General features: G+C 60.2%; 21 protein-coding genes. All 21 read right to left on the bottom strand.

Annotated elements, in window-relative coordinates:
- Nucleotides 1–33: 33 nt before the first annotated feature.
- The gene (locus tag QZ177_RS00555; RefSeq protein WP_294175069.1) at nucleotides 34–1335 is read right to left on the bottom strand and encodes a hypothetical protein; all 1302 of its coding nucleotides are present in this window, start codon (nucleotides 1333–1335) and stop codon (nucleotides 34–36) included.
- Entirely contained in the window at nucleotides 1335–3257 is a 1923-nt protein-coding gene (locus QZ177_RS00550) for a BamA/TamA family outer membrane protein (protein ID WP_294175068.1), read from the bottom strand. Before QZ177_RS00550 ends, QZ177_RS00555 begins: the two co-directional genes overlap by 1 nt.
- A gap of 113 nt (nucleotides 3258–3370) precedes the next feature.
- On the bottom strand, nucleotides 3371–3949 hold the full coding sequence (locus tag QZ177_RS00545) for a hypothetical protein (RefSeq protein ID WP_294175067.1): 579 nt from the start codon (nucleotides 3947–3949) through the stop codon (nucleotides 3371–3373).
- A gap of 18 nt (nucleotides 3950–3967) precedes the next feature.
- The gene (locus QZ177_RS00540) at nucleotides 3968–4594 is read right to left on the bottom strand and encodes a sigma-70 family RNA polymerase sigma factor (RefSeq protein WP_294175065.1); all 627 of its coding nucleotides are present in this window, start codon (nucleotides 4592–4594) and stop codon (nucleotides 3968–3970) included.
- Between the two features lie 17 nt (nucleotides 4595–4611).
- The gene (locus tag QZ177_RS00535) at nucleotides 4612–8946 is read right to left on the bottom strand and encodes a translocation/assembly module TamB domain-containing protein (RefSeq protein ID WP_294175064.1); all 4335 of its coding nucleotides are present in this window, start codon (nucleotides 8944–8946) and stop codon (nucleotides 4612–4614) included.
- A 69-nt stretch (nucleotides 8947–9015) separates the two neighbouring features.
- On the bottom strand, nucleotides 9016–10587 hold the full coding sequence (locus tag QZ177_RS00530; protein ID WP_294175062.1) for a TolC family protein: 1572 nt from the start codon (nucleotides 10585–10587) through the stop codon (nucleotides 9016–9018).
- Nucleotides 10588–10598: 11 nt separating this feature from the next.
- Nucleotides 10599–11882, bottom strand: coding sequence for an MlaD family protein (locus tag QZ177_RS00525; protein WP_294175061.1), 1284 nt, complete (start codon nucleotides 11880–11882; stop codon nucleotides 10599–10601).
- A complete protein-coding gene (locus QZ177_RS00520; protein ID WP_294175060.1) occupies nucleotides 11879–12628 on the bottom strand; it encodes an ABC transporter ATP-binding protein in 750 nt (249 codons plus the stop codon). Before QZ177_RS00520 ends, QZ177_RS00525 begins: the two co-directional genes overlap by 4 nt.
- Before the next feature lie 18 nt (nucleotides 12629–12646).
- The gene (locus tag QZ177_RS00515) at nucleotides 12647–13414 is read right to left on the bottom strand and encodes an ABC transporter permease (protein WP_294175199.1); all 768 of its coding nucleotides are present in this window, start codon (nucleotides 13412–13414) and stop codon (nucleotides 12647–12649) included.
- Nucleotides 13414–15789, bottom strand: coding sequence for a SpoIVB peptidase S55 domain-containing protein (locus tag QZ177_RS00510; protein ID WP_294175197.1), 2376 nt, complete (start codon nucleotides 15787–15789; stop codon nucleotides 13414–13416). Before QZ177_RS00510 ends, QZ177_RS00515 begins: the two co-directional genes overlap by 1 nt.
- 48 nt (nucleotides 15790–15837) lie before the next feature.
- The gene (locus QZ177_RS00505) at nucleotides 15838–16137 is read right to left on the bottom strand and encodes an acetyl-CoA carboxylase (protein WP_294175059.1); all 300 of its coding nucleotides are present in this window, start codon (nucleotides 16135–16137) and stop codon (nucleotides 15838–15840) included.
- A 65-nt stretch (nucleotides 16138–16202) separates the two neighbouring features.
- Nucleotides 16203–17630 carry a phosphodiester glycosidase family protein gene (locus QZ177_RS00500; RefSeq protein ID WP_294175058.1) on the bottom strand — a complete coding sequence of 476 codons (1428 nt, stop codon included), beginning with the start codon at nucleotides 17628–17630 and terminating at the stop codon, nucleotides 16203–16205.
- Between the two features lie 196 nt (nucleotides 17631–17826).
- A complete protein-coding gene (ftsZ, locus tag QZ177_RS00495) occupies nucleotides 17827–18942 on the bottom strand; it encodes a cell division protein FtsZ (protein WP_037369620.1) in 1116 nt (371 codons plus the stop codon).
- Between the two features lie 157 nt (nucleotides 18943–19099).
- Nucleotides 19100–19435 (bottom strand): small basic family protein, encoded by a 336-nt coding sequence (locus QZ177_RS00490; protein ID WP_006191080.1) that lies wholly within the window; start codon nucleotides 19433–19435, stop codon nucleotides 19100–19102.
- A complete protein-coding gene (locus QZ177_RS00485) occupies nucleotides 19432–20133 on the bottom strand; it encodes a DUF881 domain-containing protein (RefSeq protein ID WP_265070976.1) in 702 nt (233 codons plus the stop codon). The genes QZ177_RS00490 and QZ177_RS00485 overlap by 4 nt, the downstream gene beginning before the upstream one ends.
- Before the next feature lie 104 nt (nucleotides 20134–20237).
- Complete coding sequence (locus QZ177_RS00480) at nucleotides 20238–20849, bottom strand: N-acetyltransferase (RefSeq protein WP_294175055.1); 612 nt, start codon at nucleotides 20847–20849, stop codon at nucleotides 20238–20240.
- 9 nt (nucleotides 20850–20858) lie between these two features.
- A complete protein-coding gene (locus QZ177_RS00475) occupies nucleotides 20859–21035 on the bottom strand; it encodes a hypothetical protein (RefSeq protein WP_294175054.1) in 177 nt (58 codons plus the stop codon).
- Between the two features lie 103 nt (nucleotides 21036–21138).
- The gene (locus QZ177_RS00470) at nucleotides 21139–21927 is read right to left on the bottom strand and encodes an FtsQ-type POTRA domain-containing protein (protein WP_009645443.1); all 789 of its coding nucleotides are present in this window, start codon (nucleotides 21925–21927) and stop codon (nucleotides 21139–21141) included.
- A 97-nt stretch (nucleotides 21928–22024) separates the two neighbouring features.
- Entirely contained in the window at nucleotides 22025–22972 is a 948-nt protein-coding gene (locus QZ177_RS00465; RefSeq protein WP_294175053.1) for a D-alanine--D-alanine ligase, read from the bottom strand.
- A 4-nt stretch (nucleotides 22973–22976) separates the two neighbouring features.
- Nucleotides 22977–24350 (bottom strand): UDP-N-acetylmuramate--L-alanine ligase, encoded by a 1374-nt coding sequence (gene murC / locus QZ177_RS00460; protein WP_006191071.1) that lies wholly within the window; start codon nucleotides 24348–24350, stop codon nucleotides 22977–22979.
- A gap of 12 nt (nucleotides 24351–24362) precedes the next feature.
- On the bottom strand, nucleotides 24363–25472 hold the full coding sequence (gene murG / locus QZ177_RS00455; protein ID WP_294175051.1) for an undecaprenyldiphospho-muramoylpentapeptide beta-N-acetylglucosaminyltransferase: 1110 nt from the start codon (nucleotides 25470–25472) through the stop codon (nucleotides 24363–24365).
- Nucleotides 25473–25495: the final 23 nt, after the last annotated feature.

Raw genomic sequence — 25495 nt, 5'->3', positions numbered from 1 at the left:
GGGGGATTCAAGCCCAAGAGGGCGCGGACGCCCTTAAAAATCGCCAATCAGGCGCAACCAGTTACCTGAAGAGTCCCACACGAGCTCGGCACGCAGAAAATCGTGCAGACGATAGCTGATTCCAGCCTCACCCGTATGATCGGCGCGGCGGTACTCCCAGCGCACTTCAACGCGCGGCAGGGGGTCTGTGCGCACCCCCGTCGTCCACGCATGTTCGCGCATATCGTAGCGAAGGCTTGCGAAGATTCCAGGAAAGACGCGTCTCTCGTAGGCCGCTTCCCAGCCCCAGTCAAAATTCTGCGGCAATACATCGGCCTGCACGAAGATTTCATCCGCTGCCGACAACATCGCTCCGGCATGGGCGCGAAACGTTATGTCATTGCCGTCGGCAGAAGGTCTGCCAATATCGCTCCATCCTTCGAGGCGCAGGCGGTATCGCGAAGTATCGCTGCGACTCATAACCGAGGTCTGCTCACCTGCTGCAATCGTCGCATGCGTCTTTAAACCGAGCGTGCGGAACTCGCCTGATGTGTCGAGAACTTCTTCCATGCCCCGCGCAAATTCCTTCTCGTGACGAGCCACGAATGCAACGGGAACACCGAGCATCTCGTTCGCCTTCGCCTGCAGAACGCTGCGCTTTTCCAGCAGAGCGAAGTTCGCGATCGTATCCGAACGCATGGCGAGATCAATCGTGCGCACGACAGGCATCTTCGGATAAACCGTCAGCGTGACGTGCGTGTGCCCTGCCGTCTCGACATCGAAGTCGGCGCGAAACTCGGGCAGATGCTCCGCCATGTAGGCGTTCAGACTCTCCTTCAGGACGCCGTTCGTCCAGTCGACAGCGGCCACTGGAAGCCCTTCGAGGCTTTGTCGAAACACCGTCTCGACACCTGCGAGATCTTCTTTCGCCATCTTCCCTATGACAGGCGAGACACCATCGACCACAACTTCGACCTCGACCGCCTCAACGCGATTCGCCCAAGGAGCAAGAGTCACACGGACGTACGTCTCCTCGCCAGGCTCAATGGCGACGTCCGTTACAGAATAGCCGACGAGTACCTTGTCGAATACCTCACGGATTGTCGCCTCGTCCGCCGCCCTGCGCCCTTCATACGAAGAAAGCGGTTTTCCCTCGATGATTTGTGAGGAAATGGCGGCGACGCTCTTTTCCATGCGCACCTTGACCGTGGGTGGCAAGGCCTCGCCGTCCGCTACAACTTCGGCATGAACCGCCGTGACCGTGCCCGAAGCAAAGGCGTGTCCACCACCCATCCAAAGGAACACGAAGGCGAAGAGCGCGAGGAGCATCTGCGCCCTTGCCCTTCGCCCAAGCATCAGAAGGAACCGCCGACGCTGAAGTGCACGCGCCCGCCGTCCGAGCCACGTCCGTAGTCGAGGCGAATCGGGCCGATCGGCGTCTCAAGCTGCAGCCCCATGCCGACGCTACCCTTGATCCTATTCGGCCAGCGATCATCGCTCCAAGCATTTCCCCAGTCGGTGAAGACGGCGCCCTGCACCTTCTTCACGATGGGGAAACGGTACTCAACCGTCGCGAGCAGTAGATGCGTGCCGCGGAACTGGTCGTCACGATAACCGCGCAGGGAGTCCTGTCCGCCGATTTTGTAGAGGTTCGATTCGGAAATCGAGCCGTGCGCGTAGCCGATCTGTCCGCGTACAGCGACGGTCTGCGCTCGGCCGACCTTGAAGAAGCGCTTGTCCTCTGCCGTGAACTTCTGGTAGTTGAAATCGCCGCCGAAGCCCGCAAACTCTGCTTCAAGGCTCATGCGTCCGCCAGATGTCGGATTGTAGATGTTGTCGCGTGTATCGTTCACGCGCGACAGCGTGACGCTGCGCGTCGTGCCGAAGTTCGCATCGCGCCACGCCTTCCATGCCGGCGTGCTGCGATCGCCCTGATTTCCGCTGCTCTTATGATTTTCATAGCTGTCCTTGCGATTGCGCAGCGTGATGAAGTTCGTCGCATATTCGTTGACGGGACGGCTCAAGGTGATCTCGCCGCCCGCGTACCTGCGCATGTACTCTTCCTCCAAGTTACCGTCCGTATCATAATCGTCATACTCGTAGGTGCGGTTGTAGATACGCAGAGAAGCCGCTGTCTCCTTGCTATCAAGCCAAGGACGGCGATAGGAGAAGACGAAGCCGTGCGCGTCCGTATCATCGCCGCTCATCTCGTAGAGAAGACTCACGGCATCGCCCGTGCCGCGGAAATTCGTATCGCCAACATTGATCATGCCGACGAGGCCGTCCGATGAACTGTAGCCGGCACCAATGCCAAAGTTACCCGTGCGCTTTTCGACGACGTCCGCTTCAAGGACGACGGATCCCGACTCCTTCCCGGGATTGAGCTTCATGTTCACGTCCTCGAAGAAGCCGAGGTTGTAGATGCGCTGCATGCTGCGGCGAGCCTTCTTCACGTCGAACGGCTCACCGATCTTCAGGCGCATCTCGCGCAGGATGACGCGATCCTTCGTCTTCGTATTGCCCTTGACAGCGAATCCTTCGAGCTTTCCCTCATTGATCTTGAGCGTGAGGTCTCCCGCAGCATCAATATTCATGTCTTCGATCTTGGTGAGGATGAAGCCGTCTGCCCTGTACTTTTCCTGCACGGCAGAGACGTTCTTTTGCAGTTCGCGGCTGTTCAGCACCTTGCCCGGCTCAAGCGTGACGAGCTTTTCGAGATCTGCCGTCGTCTCAACCGTATTTCCCTCGATCTTCACGGAATGAAGCACGGGGTTTTCCAGGACATGATACGTAAGAACGACGCCCTCAGGCACATATTCCCACGACGGGTAGAGGTCGTAAAAATAGCCCGTATCGAAGATGGCGGAGCGATCGCCCTGCGCCTTCTTCGCATCATACACATCACCTACGCGCTGCACGAGGGCAGCGCGCGCCGTCGCCATCGTATCCTTGCCCGCGCCGTCGATAACGATGTCGACGATGGTTTTACCATCAGCGATCTTCGCCTCCTCGTCAATCTTGCGCTCCTCGGGGCGCTTAGCCTCCCACGCCTCGACACGCGCATCCTTCAGCTGCGTCTTAGCGGCAGCGCTTTCAGCAGCAGTCTGCGCATCCACGCGCCGGATTTCTTCGGCGTCTGCAGCGGCGTTCTTCATCTCCTGATCGCCTTGCATCGTACCCACGACGGCGACGGCCGCAGAGGCATCTGCGGAAAAGCCGGCAAAGCCCGCAGCCAGTGCGACGGCCCCGGCGAGGATTCGCGTTCTCTTCATATCCAAGTTTTCAACCTCCTATGCTTCACATCCTCTTTATTGTACCATGAATGCCCACGAGGTCAAGGGGGACGCAAAGACTTAACAACAGACTCATCGAATTATAGGAAACATAAGAATCATTCGCGCAGCACACGCCCTGCAGCGACCATGAGCTCCTGCATGTCTTCGGTCGGCGGCGAAGCGGCAGAGGTCTGCTTCGGCTTCTCCATCTGCTGCTCCAAGGCAGGCTGCGGCTCCGGCGGCTCGGTAGACTGCGCCTGTTCTTGTGCCTGTACAATCGGGCTTTCCTGCACCCGAACAGGCATGACGGGCAGCTCGATCTCACGAGATTCCGAAAGATTCGCCGCAGATCCCATTCGTTCGGCGAGAGTCTCACTTCCCTTCTCCTCGTGAATCATCGTCCCCTGTCCGACGGTCGGCGCAGGACTTTTCTCGGCAGGTGCCGCCGTCGGTTCTGCACTCCTCTGCAGGGTGATGCCGCCCAAGGCGAGGAGCACGGCGAGCGCCGGCGCTACGAAACGTGCGAAGCGCTTCCCTTTGCGCGTCTCTCTCGCACGCTGCAGTTCCGCCTCCGCCAGCATGAGATTGAGTCCGCCTCGGACATCCTCTTCCTTCTCCAATGAGGACTCTGCACGCCCCAGCCAGTCCTTCGCCGCCTTGACGTGCGCACAGATCCTTTCTCTTTCCTCCGCCATCTTCCTCTCCCTCCTCCCCTAGAAGCGCATGAGGCGCGAGAGCATGCCGCGCACGCGGCGTATGCCATTCTTCTGCAAGCGGTAGATGTGCGAAGCGCTGACGTCGAGCACATCGGCGATCTTCGGAATCGTTTCGCTCTTCAGGTACACGCTTTCGAGGACGACGCGCTCCTTCTGCGGCAGCCGTGCGAGCGCCCGATGAAGCTCCCGCGTCATGAAACCCAGTTCCGCTTGCTCAGCGACGGAAGGCGTCGTGTCGGGCAGAAGTTCCCAAGGCACCTTGCCGTCGGCGCGAGGCGCATCCATGCAGGTGACATCGCGTCTGCCTTCTTTCTGCAGGAAATTCAGCATCCTGCCGCGTATGCGATGGACGGCGAAGAGACTGAAGGCAACGCCGCGCTTCCAGTCGAAATTTTCCACCGCCTCGATGAGTCCAACTGTTCCTTCCTGTATGATGTCCATAATGCTCTCGCTCGTGCGCCACGGCAGCGCCGTCTTGAACACGAGCGGCTGGTACGACTCGATCAGGCGCTGCCTCGCCTCCCTCTCGCCGCGCTCCTTGAAGGCCTGCCACAAGGACTTTTCTTCCTCGGGCGCAAGGAGTTCGACCTTTTCGAGTTCCTGCAAATATTCCTCAAGTCTCATGACAATCCTCCTCGCGCTTAGAATTTGATGCGCGCTTCGATGCCAACGACAGATTTCGCGTCCTCGTCGCGATTCCAATAGATGCTCATGCGGTCATTGAAGTCGTAGCGCACACCGAATTCGCGCACCTTGTTGCCGATGCCTTGCTTGTAGCGCAGCATGACCCTGTCGTTGATGTACTTGCCCACTTCCAGCATGTATTCGAGTCCGTGCGCCACCTCACCCGGCTTCATGACGTCCTTATCCGTCGTCGTCACGTCCTCGCCCGCGATGCGGAATTCATCGAGGCCGAGCGCATTCTTCACGTTCGTCTCGAATTCGCCGAGAACCGTCATGGAAAGGCCGAAGGTCAAAAGCGATGTGAGCGCCTGGGAACTTTTCAAATCGGGCGTCTGAAAGGTCAGGAGACTTACGATCTCCGTCTCACTCATCTCGGGCATCGAACTGAGGTGCGTTTCCATCGCCCCGATAGGACCTTTCGAGTGCAGGAAGATGCGCACTTTGCCGACGTGCGCCTCCGCTTCGAGCGTGAGGCTCGGCAAGAACGAACCGATCTGGTTGAAGTACGCCTCACCGTCGCGGATTGTAAAGCGCGTCTTGTTGTATGTAATCGTGCCGCGCTCGACGAGGATCGTGCCGGAAGGCTCGACGTGCTGCGTCGTACCGCCGTAGCGGAAAGCACCCGAAAGGCGCATGTCGTAGAGTGCGGGATCGTAGAAGCGCACGCGCTCGCCAAGTGTCACGCCGACGTCCAAGATCATCTCGGGCAGTGCGCTCTCGGCATCGGGAAGGGAGGGAACGGAAAGCGTCGCATGATGGATGCGGACATCCCCCGTGATTTTCGGCATCTTCTGTCCGAACATCTCACCCTCTTCGATGTGAAAGTCTGCACTCAAGGGGCCGTCATAGAAACTGCTGACGACAGAAAGCTCATCCGCCTTAAAATCGAGCGCATAATCGCGCCACCTGCCGCCGCCGAACGACGTCCTGCCTGCGATGCGGTAAGAGCCCGTGCCCATCTTGCCCGTGCAGTCCTCAAGCGTGATGCTGCTGCCAAAGAAGCGCAACCGCGCCTTCATCTCCGTGACGGGCGTCGCGACGTCCTTGAACTTCAGCGCTCCGTCCGCGAGACTGACCTCACCGGCGAACTGCGGCCTTTCGAGCGTCCCTGTCACGCGCACCTTGCCCTTCGTCGGACCGATCGCCCACTCGACGGCGGGCGAGAGGATCGGCAGAAGCGAAAGATCGGCATCGTCGAGCGCGAGCGAAAGATCGATCTGCTCGGACGACGCAACCGTTTCATCGGCGGCCGCCGTCAGGCTTCTCACGGGGATCTTACCCTTGGCGCTCGCGCTGTATTCGCGCTCGCCAAGTTTCTTCTTCACGCGAAGCTGCTCGATGTTGATGACGCTGTCCTTGAGACTCGCCAAGCCTGTCATATCGTCGAAGGTCGACGCGCCCACGCCGCCGTTCTTCACTTCGACGGAGGCATTCGCCTGCGGATTCTCCAGCGTGCCGCCGAACTGCACGGCAAGATCGATCGTACCGCGCACGTCAGCGTCTGCCCCCGCCGCCTTCGCAACCATACCGGCAGGGATACCGTTCGCGGCAAACTGCGCATCCATCACTGCACCGTCCAATGGAATGCGCCCCTTGGCGGCGAATACGCCGTCGCCCTGCCTGCCGTGCAGTTCATCGATCGTCACGACGTGGTCGGCGAGCTTGATGTCCAGAGCCATATCACGAATCTCGTAGCCTGCCGCCTTTCCCTCGACGACGACGGCGTCAAGCGCCGCCATGGGATTATCCAAAGTGCCCCCAAGGCGGATCGTGCCGTTCAGTCTTCCGTCGAGAATGTCATTCTTGAGGTTCGCAATCGCAAAGAGCGCGCGCACGTCACCGTTCTCGACGTTCAAGATGCCGTCAAGCGCCTGCGTTTCGAGATTCGCCGTGCATTTCATCGCGTAGGCGCCGCCGTTCTGCTGGAAGCGGATATTCTCGGCGCGCAGCACATCTGCGCCATAGACGATCTCGCCGTGCACGGACTCGATCGCCTGTCCGTTGAGTCGAAGCGTCTTTGCATCGAGCACGCCGATGAATTCAGGCGATTGCAGCGTACCCGCGATATGCCCGGCAAACGTGCCGTGGCCGCTGACCGGATACGGCAGTCTGCTGCCGAAGCGGTCGAGGCTCACATCGTGCACATCGGCATAGAGGTCAAGCGCACCGTCGCGCGTGACCGTGCCGTTGAGGTCGACGTCGACGAGTGGGGAGAAGATATGGAAGTCCTGCAGGCGCACGACGCCGTTCTCCAGATAATAGTCGCCATCCATGCCCGAGAGGATGTAGCCATTGTAGCTGCCTCGATAGAGATGGATGTAGCCGACCGCCGACGGATTGTCGAGCGTGCCCGTGAAGCGGATCGTATTGTCGACATTGCCCGTGATCGGCTGGTCGGGAGCGACGAGAGCCGCGATGTCCTCCATGCGCGCACCAATGGAATCGACGCGCAGGTCGATGCGCCTCTCACCCGTAAGGCCGACGCTGCCCTCGGCGATCCACGTCTCCTTGCCCGCACGCTCCACGGAGAAGCGGTCAATGGCGATGCCGTCGGTGCTGCCGTGCACGGCGCCGTGGAATGCGTCGAAAGGCTGATGGAAGAGACTTCCCGCCGTTCCCTCGAAATCCGCCTCAATGGCAGGATTCGACGCGTCGCCGCGCACTGCGCCCGCGATGTCGAGCGTACCCGCTCCCTCGGCCTCCGGCACAAAGGCGTCGACGAGCGCCAGCGGCAATGCCGTACCGTAAAAGCGCAGGTCGAGCGCCGTGCCGCCCCGCACGTCACCCTCGACAACGAGCGTGCCGCCCGCCGCAAACGACGCGTTGAGGTTATCAAAATGAAGAAGCTCCCCTTGCTTGAAGAACGATGCGGAAACCTTCTCGGCCGCAACGCCGCCGAAGGACGCGCCCTCGCCCGAAAAGGTGCCGTAAGCGAGAAGATCTGCCAAATCCGTCCCCTTGCCGCTCAATGCGATGTCCGCAGCGCACTTCCCCGTCAGGGAAAGACCGTCCACAGGCAGCACGGCGGCGATTTCCTCGCCCGAAAGCCCCTTCGCTTCGACGTGTGCGCTGTAGGAGCCGTCCGCCGTGCGGAGCATCCCCCCGCCCTCGAACGTGCCTCCCAAGGCTCCTGCCTCGCCGCTCGCCGTCAGAAGGCCGTCCTCGTAGTGCCCCTTTGCCTTCACCGCTGAAAGCGATGTGCCGTAGAGCGTCACGACCGGGGCTTCGCACTCTCCGTCAACCTTCCAGTCCTGCGGCGTGCCGTAAACGGAAGCGAGGACGCGCACCGAACCTTGGAAAGGGCTCTGCGCCAAGATTTTCGACGGATCAAAGGCCGCGGACTCGACGACGAAGTTGAAGCTCGGCACTTCCTCCTGCCAAGCGACCTTCCCATGAATGGACGCTTGCTGCTCTTCGGCAGAAGCACGCAAAAAGATGCGCGCCTCCTTGCCCGAAAAGACGACGAGTCCACGCGACGCCTCAACCTCCATGCCATGGACGAGCGCCTTCGCACCCGAAAGGCGCACGTCGCCCGCAAGCGAAACGTCATCCGCCTCGCGCACGAGCTTCAGCGCCGTCTCGTCGACGTGCAGCGCCTGCAGCTCGATCTCGTCGGGAAGCACGCCTTCGGGTAGGAATGCGATATAATCCATCGCATTGATATTTTCCCCCTTGAGCTTCAGTTCCTGCCGCTCTTTCGAGACTTCTCCCTCGACAGCGAGCGGTGCGCCCTTGCAGCTGGCCTCAGCTTCAACGGAGACAGAAGACTTGTGCACGAAGTCAAGCTCCGCCCCGATATCTTCCAAGGCGATTTCCTTGCCCGAAACGGCAACGTTCGCCTTTCCTTCCTTCACGCTGACCTTGCCGCAAAAATCATTTTCCCCTGCTTCCTGCTGCACGAGGTCGGCGACGTTCCAGCTTCCGTCCGCGCGCTGCTGCAGGGAAAGCTCCGGCTCTATGACCGTCACATGGGAAATCGCGGCAACAGGCGAGGCGGAAAGAGCCGCAAAGAGACTCATTTCCACCTCGGCGTGCGCAGCGCGCAGGATCTCCTCTCCCGCCCTATCCTGCACCGCGATGCCGTCAAGGGCAAGCGTATGCCAAGACTCGACCCGCACGGCGTCGATGGCGACGGGAACGCCGAGCGAATCGGACGCCTTTGCAGAAAGCGTCCTGCCCGCCTCCTCAACGTAAGCGCCCGTATGGGCGATGTAAGCCGCCATGCCGCAAACGAGCGCAAAAAGGAAGAGTGCGATGACGACTGCAGCGAAAACAATGCACCCCTTCTTCATCGGCTCTTCCTCCTCGTTGTCTCTTTTTCAAGTTATGCGGCACGAAAGGACATCGCGGCTCGATGCGCTTTACATCTCCCCCGCTGCAGCCGCTTCAGCTGCCGCATCCTTCTCTGCGGTCTTGACAGGTGCGGTCTTGACGGGTGCGCCGTGCGTCACGGGAATCATCGCATCGTCCTTCGCCGTGCGGCTCTTCCTGCTCTTCTCATCGAGCAGCTTCTGCTCAGCGGCCATCTTCTCCGCCGCCTCATCCGTATGGTAGAGCGCTGTCTCGGCCTGTTCCTTCGCCGCCTTATAGTACTTGCCGTCGACTTTCTCACGGTAGGAAACGGTGTCGAGATCGACGGGCAGGCCCATGGCCCGATCGAGCGCCGCCTTGCTGAGGTTGTAGTTGTAGAGCGCATCGTAGTAATTCGTCTGCGCCGCGACAAGCTTTTCGTCGGCGTCCGTCACGTCGAGGTTCGTGCCGACGCCCGCCGTGTAGCGCACCTGCGCGATCTTGAAGTCCTCCATGGCATGCTCGACGGCGACACTTGTCGTCTCGATATTCTTCTCCGCCGCCAGAAGACTCAGGTACGCCGTCTGCACGTCGAGCGCAATCTGCTCGCGCGTGTCCTCCGCCGCCTGCTGCAGCTTGTGCACCGCCGCACGCTTCTGGTTCACCTGCGCCTGCGTCACGTTGTTATCAAAGGCCGCCCAGTTCGCCTGTATGCCGATCGACCAAGTGTCCGCCGAATCCGTGTTGTTGGAAAAGAGGCTGTCGCCGCCGACCGTGCGGGATGCCGCTGCACTGACCTGCGGCAGCGCAGCGCCGCGCGTCGCCTCCATGGCAGCGTTCGCCTGACGCACGGCATAGTCCGCCGCGATGCCGTCCGCACGGTGCGCGAGCGCGTACTCCGTGCAGTCCTCAAGGCTCAGATCATACTTTCTGTAGGCGAGTTCGTCCGCCAACGAGAGCTTCGTGTCCGTCGGCAAGCCGATGATCTTATTGAGTTCAGCGATGGCGACGTCGTAGTTGTTCGTCACGTTCACGAGACTCTGCTCAGCATTCGCGAGCGAGACCTGGGATGCGAGCACATCGGAACGCGCGACCGTGCCCACCTTGTATTGCGCGTTGACATTTGCCAGATGACTCTTCAAATTGGCGACGGACATCTCGCCGACCTTGATGAGATTGCGGTATTCGAGCGCCTTGAAATATTGTCCCGTCGTCTGGTAACGCACCGCCTGCTTCGTGCCTTCGAGCGCGAGATCGGCATTGTTCACGCCGTAGCGCGCCGCCTCGATGCCGCGCTCGATGCTGCCGCCCGTGTAGAGCGGGAAGGAAAGCGCCGCGCTGCTCCGAAAAGCATAGTCGTGGTCGTACATCTTGTATGCCTTGCCGCCGACGCGGTTGCCCTGCGTCGAGAGCGTGAGCTTCGGGCCTGCCGTGCGGCGCGCCTCATGGTATGCCCAGTCCGCCGCATCCACATCGGTCACGGACGACTTGATCGAGCGATTGTTCTCAAGCGCCAGTTCCACGCTCTCGGAGAGTGCGAGAGAGCGCGTCTCCGCTGCGGACGCAGATGCGAAGCTCAGGGAGAAGAGCCCGCCCGCGACGAGCGCCGCAAGCTTCTTGGAAAAATGTTTTGACTGCTTCACAATGATTCCTCCTAAAATGACTGGTGCAGACCGAAGTAGGCGGTGCGCCGCTCGCTGCGGTTGAGATCTTTGAGTTGGCCCATCAGATACGTATCTTCACGCAGACGATACTGCGCGGAAAGGCGCAGGCGGAAATCGTCGGGGTCGTAGGCGTCGGCGGAGAAGCACCAGCGATTTCCCACATTCGCATCAAGTCCGATGCCCGGCTCGCCCGCGATGAGTCCCGCGCGTGCGCCGAGCCTGCCCTTCGTGCGGCCGACCTCAAGATTCAAATCGTTCCCCTCGCCGATATCCTCGACGCCGACACGCAGGAAGCGATCGGGCCTGTCCTCCTTGGAAACGTCGACATTGAAGTTCGTGATCCAGTCGCGATCCTTGCCGCTGTATAGGACGTCGAGCGAAGGCTGCGCCTCGATGCTCTTCAAGTTATCGAGCGTGTCGTTCGCCTTCTCTGTGACAGCGCGCGCCTGATGGATCGTCGCCTTGAGATCTTCGCGCACCGTGGGATCGCCCGTGACGTCGTGCAGTTCCTCCGCCACTTGCCGGATGTTCTCGCTCGCCTTGGCGACGTTCAGCAGCGTCAAGCGAAGATTCGCGGCCGTCGCGCCGCCGTCGGAGACGTCCGCCGCCATCTGGCGCACCGTCTCCGTCGTCGCAGCAAGGTTCGTCAAGATCGTGCGCATCTCCTGCATCATCGCGTGCATATTGCCCTCGTTCTGCAGCGCGACGCGCCCGAGCACAGCCGTGAGATCGCGGATGTGCGCCGTGACCTCGCGCACATTTTCCGCCGAGCCGAGAACGGACTCTTTCATGCGCGGATTGCCGAGGATGTCGTTCAACGAACCGAGAAGATCGTGCACGTCGGACACCGCCTCGCTCACGTTCTCAAGCACGGAATCGACGCTCGTCTCATCCGTGCCGATGACGAAGTCGCCGTCCTTCAAGTAATCCGTACTCTTCGATCCCGCCGGTGAGATGAGGACGAACTTGTCGCCGAGGACGCTGTTCGCTGAGAGCGAGATTCTTGCATCACGCGGGATCTGAATGTCGGGATGGACGGAGAGCGTCACGCGCACGCCCGTTCCCTCCGGCTCAATGGCTTTGACCTTGCCCGCGGGCACGCCCGCATAGCGCACGTCCGCTTCCGGGGCAAGCCCCACGACCTGCGTAAAGCCTACATAAATCGTATAATTGCGGCTCGTCGAAAAAGAAAATCCTTGAAGCTGCAGGAGCACTGCCGTCAAAATCGCGATGCCGAGAAGCGTGAACGCTCCCACCTTCGCTTCCGTCGTCATAAACCCGCCTCCTTCTCTTCCGTCTCCACCGCGCGAAAAAACGCGCGGACGCGCGGATCCTCGAGCTTCCTGAACCCTTCGACCGTATCGAGTGCAATGAGCGATCCCTTGTGCAGCATGGCGATGCGGTCGGCGATGCGGCAGGCGCTCGCCATGTCATGCGTCACGACGACGCTCGTCACGCCAAGCTTCCTCTGCGTCTCGATGATAAGGTCGTCGATCTTCGCCGACGTCAGGGGATCGAGTCCCGAACTCGGCTCATCATAGAGGATGATGGACGGGTCGATGGCGATGGCGCGCGCCAAGCTCACGCGCTTCTTCATGCCGCCCGACAATTCCCCCGGCATCATGCGCTCGCTGCCGTCGAGGCCGACGAGATGCAGCTTCTCGCGCACGATGCGCATAATCTCCGTCTCCTTGAGGCGCTTGTGCTCGCGAAGCCCGAAGGCGACGTTCTCCCCTACGGTCATGGAATCGAAGAGCGCCGAATACTGAAAGACCATGCCCATCCTCAGGCGCACCCGGTCAAGCTCGGTTTCCGTCATCTGTGAGATTTCGGCGTCATCGATCCAGATCCTGCCCGAGGTCGGGCGGATCAGCCCGATGATGAGCCGGAGAAGCGTGCTCTTTCCCGAGCCCGAGCCGCCGATGACGGCGAGCGTCTCGCCGTCTTCAACGCAGAGATCGAGAGGATGCAGCACCTCATGGGAAGCGAAGCTCTTCGTCACACCTTCCAGCCGTATCATATCTTCCACCTCAGCCCGTCAATAAAGCAAGAACGACAGGAACACATTCAAAAAGAAAATGCAAACGATCGCCGCCACGACGCTCTTCGTCGTGGCGCGTCCCACGCCCTCCGCCCCTTCGGGCGCATGAAGCCCGTACCATGCGCCGAGGACGGCGATGACGACGCCGAACACCGCCGCCTTGATGAGTCCGCCCGTGACGTCGTGCGGCACAGCAAAGACATGGATGGAGTTCGTGAAGGTATAGGAGGCGATGCCCGCATACTGCGTGGCGACGAACCAGCCGCCGAAGACGCCGATGACATCGCCGAAGACCGTCAGGAGCGGCACCATGCACATGCACGCGATCATGCGCGGCACGACGAGGTAGCCGATGGGACTCGTCGCCATGACGCGCAGGGCGTCGATCTGCTCCGTGACCTTCATCGTGCTGATCTCCGCCGTGATGGCAGACCCCACGCGCCCTGCGCAGACGACGCCGACGAGCACGGGACCAAGCTCGCGCCCGACGGCGATGGCTATGACGCCGCCGATCGTCGACTGTGCGCCGAAGCGGATGAACTCATGCGCGACCTGCAGCGTCATGACCATGCCCGTGAAAAGCATCGTCAAAGAGACGATGGCGAGCGAGTCTACGCCGAGATGCGACATCTGTGCGAAGACGTGTCGGAAGCGCAAGGGGCGGCGCATCTCTTTGAGGGCGGCGGCGAGGAGCAAAATGACGGAGCCGACCCACTCGAATCTTTCGAGCACGAACGAACCGATTTTCTCCAACAGCCGCGTCATCATCTCTTGTCCTCTTCCTCAATCAGCAATGAAGTATGGATCACATTGTCTATGACATAGCCCGTCTCGAACTTCGCCTCAAAGGGATTGCCCTGCTTCTTCGCCTTCTGCCCGAGGAGGTCAATGCGCTTCTCCTGCTTCTTCCGCGGTGCGCCCTCCTGCTTCTTCAGGCGCTTCTTCGCTTCCTTCTTCTCCTCCGCTGAAAGGGGCAGTTTGGGCGCGATCGCAGGCGCTACGATGATCTCATTGTTCCTGCCGAGCTGCAGGAACTGCTTGAGCTTGTCCGCCGTCGTCTGCGTTTTGTCCTCCTCGGCGCTCGTATCGATGCCGAGCGCGTTCTGTAGGAGAGCCGCTGTCACGGGGATGAAGCTTCCGCCGCGCACATCGAGGCTCAGGACACCCGGTGCTTGGCTCTCCGGCACATGGTAGGGAATCAGCAGCTCTTCCTTCTCCCTGCGGAAGGGCTTGATCGTCGTGCGGAAGTTCACCGTTTCGCCCGGTTTTGCCGAGGGCTTCTCGGGCACGGCGGAAATCAAGGAGGCCGTCTTGCGCGTACTCTCCATCTCGATGTCGACGTCGATCGAGGTCACGTCGGCCTCCTCCTCCGCATTCTGACAGAGGAGCGTCATGACCTGCGCCAACTCGCCCACAGAAGCCTGTCCAACATCGGAGGCTGTATAGTACATGTTCGAGCGCTCAATTTTACCATCTTCGCCCGCTGTCGTACGGATCGTGAACTTGAGGTTCGCCGTCGCCTCACCGAGCGTATCCGATGTCTTGCCCATCGCCGCGTAAGCGATGCCCGGCACGAGAACCGGCAAAAAATCCTCGTCGTAGGCGATCTGCGCCGCAAACTTCCTGTCGTAGCCGAGTGACGTGTCCTTCACGCGCACGCGCATCGGCACGCTCTCAGGAAATGCGCCGATGATGCCGGCGACACCCGCCTCTCGGTCCTGATTGATGCGCCCGATGATGTTGCCAATGCTCGCAATCTTCATGCCGTCCGTCGGGCCGCTGATCGTGCCGACGACCTTGGCATCCGTCATGAAGTAGTTGACATTTCCCTTGTGCAGGAACGGATGCCCGAAGGCAAGCACGCGCTTTCCGTCGACCGCCGTCACCGTCCCCGTCGCACCGACGGAAAAATCGCCGTAGGAAACGGCGACGCCGACGGCGCTTCCTGGCGCAAGAGCCGCATCATAGACGACATGCGCACCTGGCGTCGGCGTGCCGAAAGCCGGCATCTCGCCAGCCTTGAAACCGAGGGCGGAAAGCTTCTCCTTCATATAGGCGGAACCGCTTCTGCCGAAGCCTGCGAGATAGAGCGCTGACTTCGCCTGCGCCTCGTGCTTTTTCGCTGCGGGCTTCACGCCTTCTTCAGCGACGGGCTTCTTCTCCGCAGGTTTCTCTTCCGCCGGTTTCTTTGATGCTCCTGCCGGTTCTTTCGTCTCCTTCACTGGCTCTTTCATCGCCTCGGCGGGTTGCTTCTCTGTCTCAGCAGGATCTCCCTTCGCCTTGGCAGGCTTCTTCCTCGCTTCTTCGGATCTTTCTCTTTCCGCTGCAGGCCTCTTCTCCGCTTCTGCAGGCTTTTTCTTTTCTCCCGCAGGCTTCTTTTCTGCCTTTGCAGATTCCCCCTTCTCAGCCGCAGATTTCTTCTCTGCCTTTGTCTTCTTTTCTTCAGCAGCTGCAGCTTTTTCCTTCTCTGCTTTCTTTCTCTTTTCGGAGTCTTTCCCCTGCTTTCCTGCCGGCTTCTTGTCGGGCTTTTCCGCCGTTTCCTTGGCTAGCTCAGGCAGTTCTTCCTTTTCGAGCTTGGCACGCTTTCCTGCCGTCTGCTCCGTCCCACCTTCGCCGCCTTCGCCAGCACCTTCACCGATGCCCTCGCCCATGCCCTCGCCCATCGGCTCATCGGCGTCCGCTGCCTTTTCCTTCTTTTCCTTCTTTAGATGAACCGCCTTGTAGTCGGGCATATCCCAGATGGGCAGCATCTCATCGATCGGTGTGATGAAAAACGTATAGAGGCTCATGCCCTTGATGCCTGCCGAAAGCGCCCCGACAAGTGCCCCGTCCACATAGACGGGGCTGCCGCTCATGCCCTGCAGCGTGCCGCCTGTGCGTTCAACGACAGGGCCTGATGCCTTCGCCATGATGCGGTTCGTCGACGATCCTTCCTCGTACGTGCCGACGACATCAACATGGAATGGCACGATCTCGCCCGACTCATCGACCACGGTGTACGCCGTCCCCTCCATGCCCGGGTATACCTCCGAAAGCGGCAGCGTCGGCGGCAGGGAAGCCGCTGCCGCCACTCCCATGGAAAGAGACAGGGACAGACCGAGCGCGAGCATCTTCTTTTTGAAATTACGCAAATATATCACCTCGTACAGATTGGAGAGCAGCACAAAAGAGGAAGCCTCCCCTCGCAATCATTCATCTTGTTTCTTCAAGCGCGCGACGACCTGTCCCGCAACGATGTCATCACCGACGGAGACGAGCATCTCACTCACGCTGCAATTCTCTTCGGCACGCGCCGCCGCGACCTCGCCCGTCAATGTGCGCACGCGCACGATCTCCGCACCCGCCGCAAGCATACTTCCCGGCTCAGCCCGCCATGTAACTGTTCCAGCAATACCGGACGTTGCGTCCACTGCCGCCTCTGCCGTCAGCGCATGGACAGCAAATATCATAACGCCAAGAAAAAGGCCTAATGCCAGTATTTTTTTCATTTACATCTCCTCCATTATAGCGAATTCTTTCTGATGTGCCAACAAAAACTATAAGAAGACCGTCGTCAGCGCGGCAAGAGCGCGAGCGCCGAGCCGACGGCGCGCTCCTGCCCGTCGGACGGACTGTTTTCGAGCTCGCCACCGACGACGAGCGCACTCGAACCGCCGCCATCGAAGTTGATCGCCTGAACGGCGCCGAACTGCAGCATGAACTCCGCCATCTCCTGCAGCGTGCAGCCAATGCTGTGCGACTGGCGTCCGTCAACGACAGCGAGCAGGTAATGCCCGGCCGCCGTCACGCCGAACGCCGTGCGCGGCGCACGGCCGCGTGCGATGTCGGGAGGAAATTCCTCCTCCTCCGCCGTCACATGAGCGATGCCGTCCTTGACAAGCATCGGGCCTGCGCCGATGACTGTCGGCAGGCTCTCCCAAGGCGCACCGATCGCCTCCTCCACACGCACGGCGTCGCCGACCTTCACTTGGGCGAAGGCGTCCTTCGCCTTGCCGTGCACTGAGATGACGAGGCCGTCTTTCGGAATTGGGCTGTCCGACAAGTTGACCGCAGCGACCCTGCCGCCTCGAACAATGTACTCCTGTCCATATTCATTCGTGCGCGTCGTCGAGCCATAGTAATGATTGTAAATCACGAGACTGTCCTCGCCGCGCTCCGCATCGACGCCGCCCACGGGCCAGCTTCTCTTGCCGAGCGTCACCGTTCCGCTGTAATCGACAGGGCCGAAATATGTCCTGCCGTCAGCGGCAAACCCCACGGCACTGCGCCGAAAGTACGTCGTGCCGACGATCGTGCCGTCCAGCTTCAAAAGGCCAAGGATCTCGCCGCTCGGTGCAAAGTAGGATGCATTGATCGCCGCGGCGGCTTCTGCCATATCCGACATCGTGCTGACCGTGGCGCGTCCTGGCACAGCTCCCTTGGCGAGTACAGGCACAACGCGGTAGCGAGCAGGATCAGCCTCCAGCACCCATCCCGTCAGACGGCCGCGAGCGTCGAGCCTCTTGAGCGTCGAGAGCTTCAAACCGGGCGCAGGCGTCTCCTCAGAAACGACCTCATACTCTTTCTGTACATCGATGAAGAGGCGCGTCGGGTTCGCCAGCGTCTTGACCTCGTAAGATGCCGGCGCCGCAAGATCGATGACGACCTTGACGCCCTGCGGCACGGCCGATACACGCACGTTCTCGACCATGCTGCCCGAAATCTCCGGCTGCACGGCCTGACTGCGTGCGCCCGCAAGGAAAAGCACGATCCTCTGTCCGTCGTTTTCCGTATGGACTTCGTAGGCGGGCAGCGTCGTCAAGTCGAAGACGACGCGCTCACGCTCGTCGCTCGTACCAAAGCGCACGCCCGTCAGCGTCTTCGCCGCTTGCTGCTGCACCTGCACACGAGCCTGCGTTTGCGGCAGTGCCGCAAAAGAAACGGCATCTGTTCCCAAGGCCACCGCCAGAGCCAAAGCCAGACTCAGCGCCATCTTCCTCATACTCTCGCCATCCCCTCAAAATCCATCTAGTGAAGACTATTATAGCACGGATTCAAGCGAATCGGTGGAAAATCTTTGACTGAAAATCCTTTAACGAAGGAACGGAACATGCGCCGCATCATGCACACGCAAAACAGGCATCCTTCCATCATCGGAAAGATGCCTGTTGTTTTTCGCGTTATTTCTCCGCACGTCCTCAGTCGCGCTTTCGATTCATCCATTCGGGGATGTCGAAGTTGCTGAAGCTCGGCGCCTTCGGCAGCGGCGTGTCGGCCTGGGGGACGGGCTTTGCGCCGGGTTGCGCGGGCTTTCCCTGGGCAGCCGTCGCAGCGGGACGCTGGATGCCTACCGTATCGTTGTCAAATCCCGTCGCGATGACGGTCACGCGCACGGTATCGCCGAGCGTTTCGTCGAGGGAAGCGCCGAAGATGATGTTCGCATCGACGTTGACGGCCTCCTGAATCGTCGACGAGGCTTCGTTGACTTCGTACATGCTGAGGTTCTCCGCCGAGCTGGAGATATTGAGGAGAACGCCGTGCGCCCCTTCGATGCTCGTCTCCAAGAGCGGCGACTCGATCGCGTACTTGGCGGCGGCGACTGCAGCGTTCTCGCCCGTCGCCTCGCCGATGCCCATGAGCGCCGAGCCTGCATTGCTCATGATGGACTTGACGTCAGCGAAGTCGAGGTTGATCAGCCCCGGCACAGCGATGAGGTCGGAAATGCCCTTGACGCCCTGGCGCAGGACGTCGTCGGCGAAGCTGAACGCATCCGTGATCGAGGTCTTCTTGTCGACGACCTGCAGCAGGCGGTCATTCGGAATCGTGATGATCGTGTCGACGTGCTGCTGCAGCTTCTCGATGCCCGCCTCCGCCTTCTTCTGGCGCAGACGTCCTTCAAACGTGAAGGGGCGTGTGACGACCCCGACGGTCAGAGCGCCGATCTCACGCGCACACTCAGCGACGACGGGCGCCGCTCCCGTGCCCGTGCCGCCGCCCATGCCGGCGGTCACGAAGACCATGTCCGCGCCCTGCAGCGACTGCAGGATGTCATCGCGGCTCTCCTCCGCCGCCTGCTCGCCGATCTCAGGACGCGCACCCGCACCGAGGCCGCGCGTAAGTTTCTCGCCGATCTGGATGCGTTTCGGCGCCATCGCGTGCAAAAGAGCCTGCGCGTCCGTGTTGACAGCGATGAACTCCACGCCCTGCAATCCCGCTGAAATCATGCGGTTCACAGCATTGCTGCCGCCGCCTCCCACGCCAATGACCTTGATCTTGGCGAACTGGTCCAAACCCATATCATCCAATTCAAACACGATAGCAACCCCCAAAATATAGCATAGTCCGCCTTTCGTCCCACCAGAGGGAGTACGGCAGTCGTCCTCAAAAGTTTCCCTACCATTCTATCATTATTTTAATACGTACGCCATAAAAAAATTATGAAAATGCTTGCTTTTTTCTCTTTTTGCCTCTCTAATTATGCTTTTCGAAGAAATGACGGCGCAGAATCGCCAGATTCTGGAAGACACGCAAGCCGAACGCCAAGAGCGCCACATAGTAGAGGTCGATGCCGAGGCGATCGCCGATGTAGACGAGAAAGGCGGCCATGAGAGCGTTCATAAAGAAGCCCGAGATGAATACGGCATTGTCGAAGTGGTTTTCCGACGCCGCCCGCAGGCCGCCGAAAACGGAATCTAGCGAGGCGAGCAAGGCGACGGAGGAGAGCTTCGCGTAGGCGAGCGGCACAGTGATCGGCGAGAGCATGCCGACGGCGACGCCGACAAGAAGTCCGAGAACGGGCAGGATCATCTTGCTCCCTCCTTTTCATCCGAAAGCGTTTCGATGGCTTTCGCGTACTTGAACGACGCCGCGCCCTTGTAGGCGGGCACCTCGACATGCTCTTCCTTCTTGACGTCGATCTGTATGCCCCAGACCTTCAGAGTGTCCTCGACGCCGCCACGCATCTTGATCGACTTCTCCAAACTGTCGGGGTCGCCGATGGCATGAATCTTGTAGGGCGGTGCCGAACGCACATTGTTGACGGAGAGCGTCGGCCCCGCGCAGCGGATCTCCGACGTGCCCGTGAGCCTCTGCCCATTGATGGACACGGCCTCTGCTCCTGCGGCACGCAGTTCGTTGATGACGCGCAGGAGATCGTCGTCATGTATGAGGTAGAGGTTCGGATTCTCGCCCGCCTTCGACGTCGCCTTGCTGTCGTCGAGCGTGACGATGACGCCCGGTCCCGCGAGCGCCGTGAAGCCGCCCTTCATGCGCTGGTAGTCGTTGCTTGGCCCCTCTGACGCTGCGTCTTTCGTATCCTTCAGTTCTTCCTGCAGACGGTCACGCTCCTTCTCCGTCTCCAGAAGACGCGTGGCAAGTTCCTCCACACGCTGCTGCGATACGGACTGACGCATGTCCTCCGTCGCACGGAACTGCACGGCGAGCATGAAGCCCAGCACCATGCAGACAAAGGCGATGGACCACCGCCCCTGCTTGAAATTGATCATAAAATGCCTCCCGAACTGTTGCTGAAATGAGATAATAAAGGAATTATAACGCAAAAGATCTTATCTGCCAATAGAATACCCCCGCCGCTCTACCATGCGGGAAATCACAAATATCTAAACAACTGCACCAGGCAGCCGCCTTCCAAAACATCTGCCTCATCCCTATCGAGCATACGTCTACCAAAAGTATGAAACCCATTGCGTTCATAAAATTCTACGAGGGCAGGCTTTTCCTCACACTCCAAATACACGACCTTTCCACTGGATATACGCTGAATCTGCGCTGCCTTGTCACAGGCGATCTCCAGAAGTTCATCGCCGCGAATCAGTCGATCGTAACCATGCGCATAATTCTTCCCTAGCTGTCCGATCAAGATGGCGGAAACGATATATCTATGCAGCGACTCTTCCCATACGGCAAACTTGTTGATCCTTTTTCGCAAAGTCTTGCTTAATGCCCCTCGCTTCAAATCAATATGAAAATACTTCTGTGCGATAGAAAAATAGCCGACCACAACATCTTCGCCTTTATATTGCTTAAAGACAAGATATGTGGCGGCTATTCTCTGCTTTGAAAAAGCAACCGCCTTTTCCTTGAGAAAGTTCTCCACATCTTTATTGCAGGGACATGAAAACTCCACGAGGATGTTGTTGAGCGCCTCTTCTTCGCCGCCCTCGATCAAATCCAGCAAATTGACAATCGGTGTACCGAGCATTATGAAGCCCTACGCATTTCGATACTTCGACAACAAGACGCGCATCTTCTCCTGCGGAACCTCATATACAGGCTGCCCCAAATTCTTGGCACGGTATTGCTCCGCCTTTTCCAAGGCATTCGCAAATATCCGAACCTGCCTGTCCTCTTTGATATTCACGCTCTTCAAGAAACTCTTTGTCGCCATGACAGCCACCCTTCCGATTCACACAGCAAAAGGCTTCCATCGAAGCACCGTCTCACACCTCTTCAAGGTTATTATACTGCCGCATTTCGAGAATGTAAAGGAATCACTGCTTGAGCTTGATAAACGGCGCCGTGTATTTGAAGTCGACGTACTCGACGGGACGCTGCTTGACCTCCTGATCGACGATGAAGCTGTCCGTCAGATGCGCCTTTTCTTCCAAGCGGTCGAGCGCACCGAGGCGGATCTGCACACCGCCCGTCGTATATGCCATGACGTCGTCCGGCTTCTTCAGCGACACCTCGGAGATCTGCGCATTCGTCTCAGGCTTCAGGGCATTGAGATAGACGAGCGCCGCTTTGAGATTTTCATCCGTCGTTTTGTCGCCGATGTAGATGTCCTTGAGCTTGATGCCCGTGACCATGGGAATCGCCATCTTCTTCAGCGTCTTGTAGGCGTCGATGACCGTGCCTTCACGGTCGAGATCGACGTAGCCAAAGTCGCAGTCGACGGTGGCAACGGGGCGGCGCTCGACGATCTGGATCTCAAGCGTCGAGGGCAAGGAGCGTCGCACACTCGCCTGCTCGACGCGCAGATCCTTCATCAGGAGCTGCGCCATCTCCGCCGTCTTCACCTGGAAGAGCGGCACGCCCGGGTAGACGCCGGCGACGCGTCGGATGTCATCGGCTGGCATGTAGTGGTTGCCGATGATGCGCACATCGCGCACGGAAAAGAGCGGCGAGTAGACGGCAACGGCGAGGAGCGCGCCCGAGACGACGAGGAACAGGAATCCCTTGAGGACGCGGCGCGGGCTGCGGCGGCGCACGATATGCGTCTCGCCCGGCAATGCGCCGGGCTCGGTAAAGCCGAGATTCTCCTGCCTTTCCTCCGCCATCGTCCCGCCTCCTCTTTGCATCTTTGTCGGTCTTGCCGTTTCTCATACAATATCCGTCTTCGGCTCTGAGAAAATATCGCCGTTCTTTGCATCTTCGTCAATCTTGCTGCTTCTTGTACCCTGCCATTTCCAAGATCTTCTCGCAGAGTTCGGGGAACTCGACGCCCATGGCGCGTCCTGCATCGGGCACGAGCGAGGTCTCCGTCATGCCGGGCATCGAGTTGATCTCAATCACATAGGGCGTCATGTCCTCGCCGAGCATCATGTCGGCACGCGCCACGCCGCGGCAGCCGCAGGCGCGGAAAGCGTCGACGGCGAGCTTCTGCACGCGCTCCGTCACATCTAAAGGGATGCGTGCGGGAATGATGTGCGTCGAAGCGCCCTTCGTGTACTTGCTCGCGTAGTCGTAGCGTCCCGAAACGGTCGTGATCTCGATGACGGGAAAAGCCTGCGCTTCTCTCGTGTCGCCCCAGACGGCGACGGTCAGCTCCTTGCCACGAATGAACTCCTCGACGAGCACTTCCTCGTCGTAGCGGAAGGCGTCCTTGAGCGCCGACTCAAGCTCCTCCTCCTTCTCGACGATGGCGACGCCGATGCTCGATCCCTGCGACGACGCCTTGATGACGACGGGCAGCGAGAAAGCCTTTCGGATGCGCGAGGGAAGCTCCGCGTCAAACTCAAAGCGATGAAACGTCTCGGAGCGCGGCGTCGAGATGCCGGCGCCGAGGAACACGCGCTTTGACATGACCTTGTCCATCGTGACGGCGGCGGCGAGGACGCCCGAACCCGTATAGGGGATGCCGAGCATGTCGAGCGTGCCCTGCAGCACGCCGTCCTCGCCGTACCTGCCATGCAGCGCGTTGAAGACGATGGCGCAGCTGCTCTTTCTTATCGCCTCGGCAAAGTGCGGCGGGTCGAGTTCCATGCCCTCGACTGCATAGCCCTTCGACTCCAAGGCGCTGACGATGGCGGCACCCGTGCGGCGCGAGACTTCCGCCTCGCTCGACGGCCCGCCCATGACGACGACGATCTTTCCCTGCTTCATGAAATTACTTCCCCTCCAAAAGGGCGACCAGTTCCTCGCCCGTCTTCCATATATCGCCCGCACCCATCGTGAGGACGATGTCGCCGGACTGTGCGATGGCGGCGAGGTGCGCGGCAATATCTTCCCGCTGCGGAATATAGACCGCATCCTGCCCCGTCGTCTGCCGCACGGCGTCGAGGATCGTGCGCCCCGACACGCCCTCGATCGGCGCTTCTCCCGCCGAATAAATATCCGTCAGTACGAGCACGTCCGCCTCGCGAAAAGCGCCGCCAAATTCAGCGGCAAGAAGCTTCGTGCGCGAGTAGCGATGCGGCTGAAAGGCGCAGATGATGCGGCGCGGCTTCGTCTGACGCGCCGCGAGGAGCGTCGTCGCGATCTCCGTCGGATGATGCGCGTAATCGTCGACGACCCATACGTCCTGCACGCGCCCCTTCGTCTGGAAGCGCCGTTTCGCGCCGTGAAAGAGCGCAAGTCCCGCCGCCATCTGCTCGACCGTCAAACCGATGGACAGCCCCGTGACAACGGTCGCGAGCGCGTCGAGCACGTTGTGCCTGCCGGGCAGATTGAGGCGCACGCGGCCGAGATCTTTTCCTTCGTGCAGCACGGAGAAATCAACGCCCGCGCCGTGCATCTCAATCTTGCCCGCGCGGTAGTCCGCCTCATGGTCAATGGCGTAGGAGATGACCTTGCGACCGAGCGTCTGAGCGATGTCTCGCACGTTCTCGTTGTCAAAGCACAGGACGGCGTGGCCGCCGGGCTTTATGTTTTCCAGAAATTCGCGAAATGCCTTGCGAATGTTCGCGAGCGTGCCATAGTGATCGAGATGATCGTCCTCGATGTTCGTGACGACGGCGATGTGCGGCCGGAGCTTTAGGAACGAGCCGTCACTCTCATCGGCTTCGGAGACGAGATACTCGCCCTTGCCGAGCTTCGCGTTGCCACCGAGGACATCGACCTCGCCGCCGATGATGATCGTCGGCGAGATGCCCGCATGGTCGAGCGCGACGCCGAGCATCGAGGTCGTCGTCGTCTTGCCGTGCGCTCCCGCCACAGCGATGCCCTTCGCCGCATTGAGGAGCGCGGCATTGATGTCCGAACGATGGAAGCGACGCAGGCCGAGTCGCGCCGCCTCAACGATCTCGGGATTCGTCTCAGGAATCGCCGTCGAGACGACGATGGCTTCTGCCCCGTGCACGTTCTCTGCCCTATGCCCGTGATGGATGTGCGCGCCGAGACCCTTGAGCTGCTCGATCAGCGCGGAAGAGCCGAGATCGGAGCCCGTTACTTCATAGCCCTTTTCCAGCAGAATGTGCGCGAGCGCACTCATGCCCGCACCGCCGATACCGACAAAATGTATCTTATGGATGTCCTTCAGCAACTCTCTCTCCTCCTAATCCTTCGCAATCTCCAGCACGAGATCGGCAATCTCATCGGCCGCCTCGGGGCGGCCGAGCGCACGGCTCTGCTCTGCCATGCGGCGGAGCTTTCCTTCTTCCGACAAAAGCTCGCCGAGCAGGGCCGAAAGCGTCTTGTCCGTGAGATCGCGATCCAAGATCACGCGCGCCGCGCCCGCGCGCTCCAAGGCGCGTGCATTGTACTCCTGATGGTTCTCCGCCGCGTACGGATACGGCACCAAGATCGCGGGCACGCCGCGTGCCGTGAGCTCGGCAAGCCCCGTCGCACCTGCGCGGAAGACGGCGAGATCCGCCATCGCCATCGCCTCGGGCATATTGTAGAGGTAAGGCTCGACCTTGATGTGCGGCGCGGCGGCGAGATCCACGCCCGCTTCCTCCAGACGGCACATGACGTTCTCATACTCGCCCTTTCCCGTGACGAGCAGGAACTGCACCTCGGGATACTCCTGCGCCGCCTGCAGGACACCGACCATCGCGCGGTCGATGCTCCTCGCGCCGCGGCTGCCGCCCGAGACGAGCACCGTGCGCTTTGCCGCATCGAAGCCGAACGTTTCGAGCGCCTTTTCGCGGCTCGCCGTCATGACCTCGCGGCGGATGGGATTTCCCGTAAAGACCGCCTTCTTGCGCGGGAAGCGGCACAGAGCCTCTTCCGTGCCGACGGCGATCTTCGTCACGAACTTCGACAAGATCTTGTTCGTCACGCCGGGCACGACATTCTGCTCCTGAATGAGCGTCGGCACATGCGCGAGGCTTGCCGCCATGAGGATCGGCCCACAGACGTAGCCGCCCGTGCCGATCACGACGTCGGGGCGGAAGCGGCGCACGATGGCCGCCGCCTCTGCAACGCCGTGCATGGCGCGTCCGAGCCGCACGATGTTCGCGGGCGAGAAGCTGCGCTTGAGCCCCTCGATATCGACGGTTTCAAAGGGGATGCCTTCCTTCGGTATGATGTCGGCTTCCAGACCTTTCTGCGTGCCAACGTAGAGAAATTCCGCCGTGCGCTCCTTCTTGGCGAGAGCGCTCACGAGCGTCAGCGCCGGATATATGTGGCCGCCCGTGCCGCCGCCCGAAACGATGATCTTCATGCCTGTTCCCCTTTGCCTGCCAT

Source organism: uncultured Selenomonas sp. (genome assembly GCA_905372355.1).
Lineage (GTDB): Bacteria > Bacillota > Negativicutes > Selenomonadales > Selenomonadaceae > Selenomonas.
The sequence above is the reverse complement of the archived record's forward strand: the minus strand, read 5'-3'. Positions and strand labels throughout refer to the sequence as shown.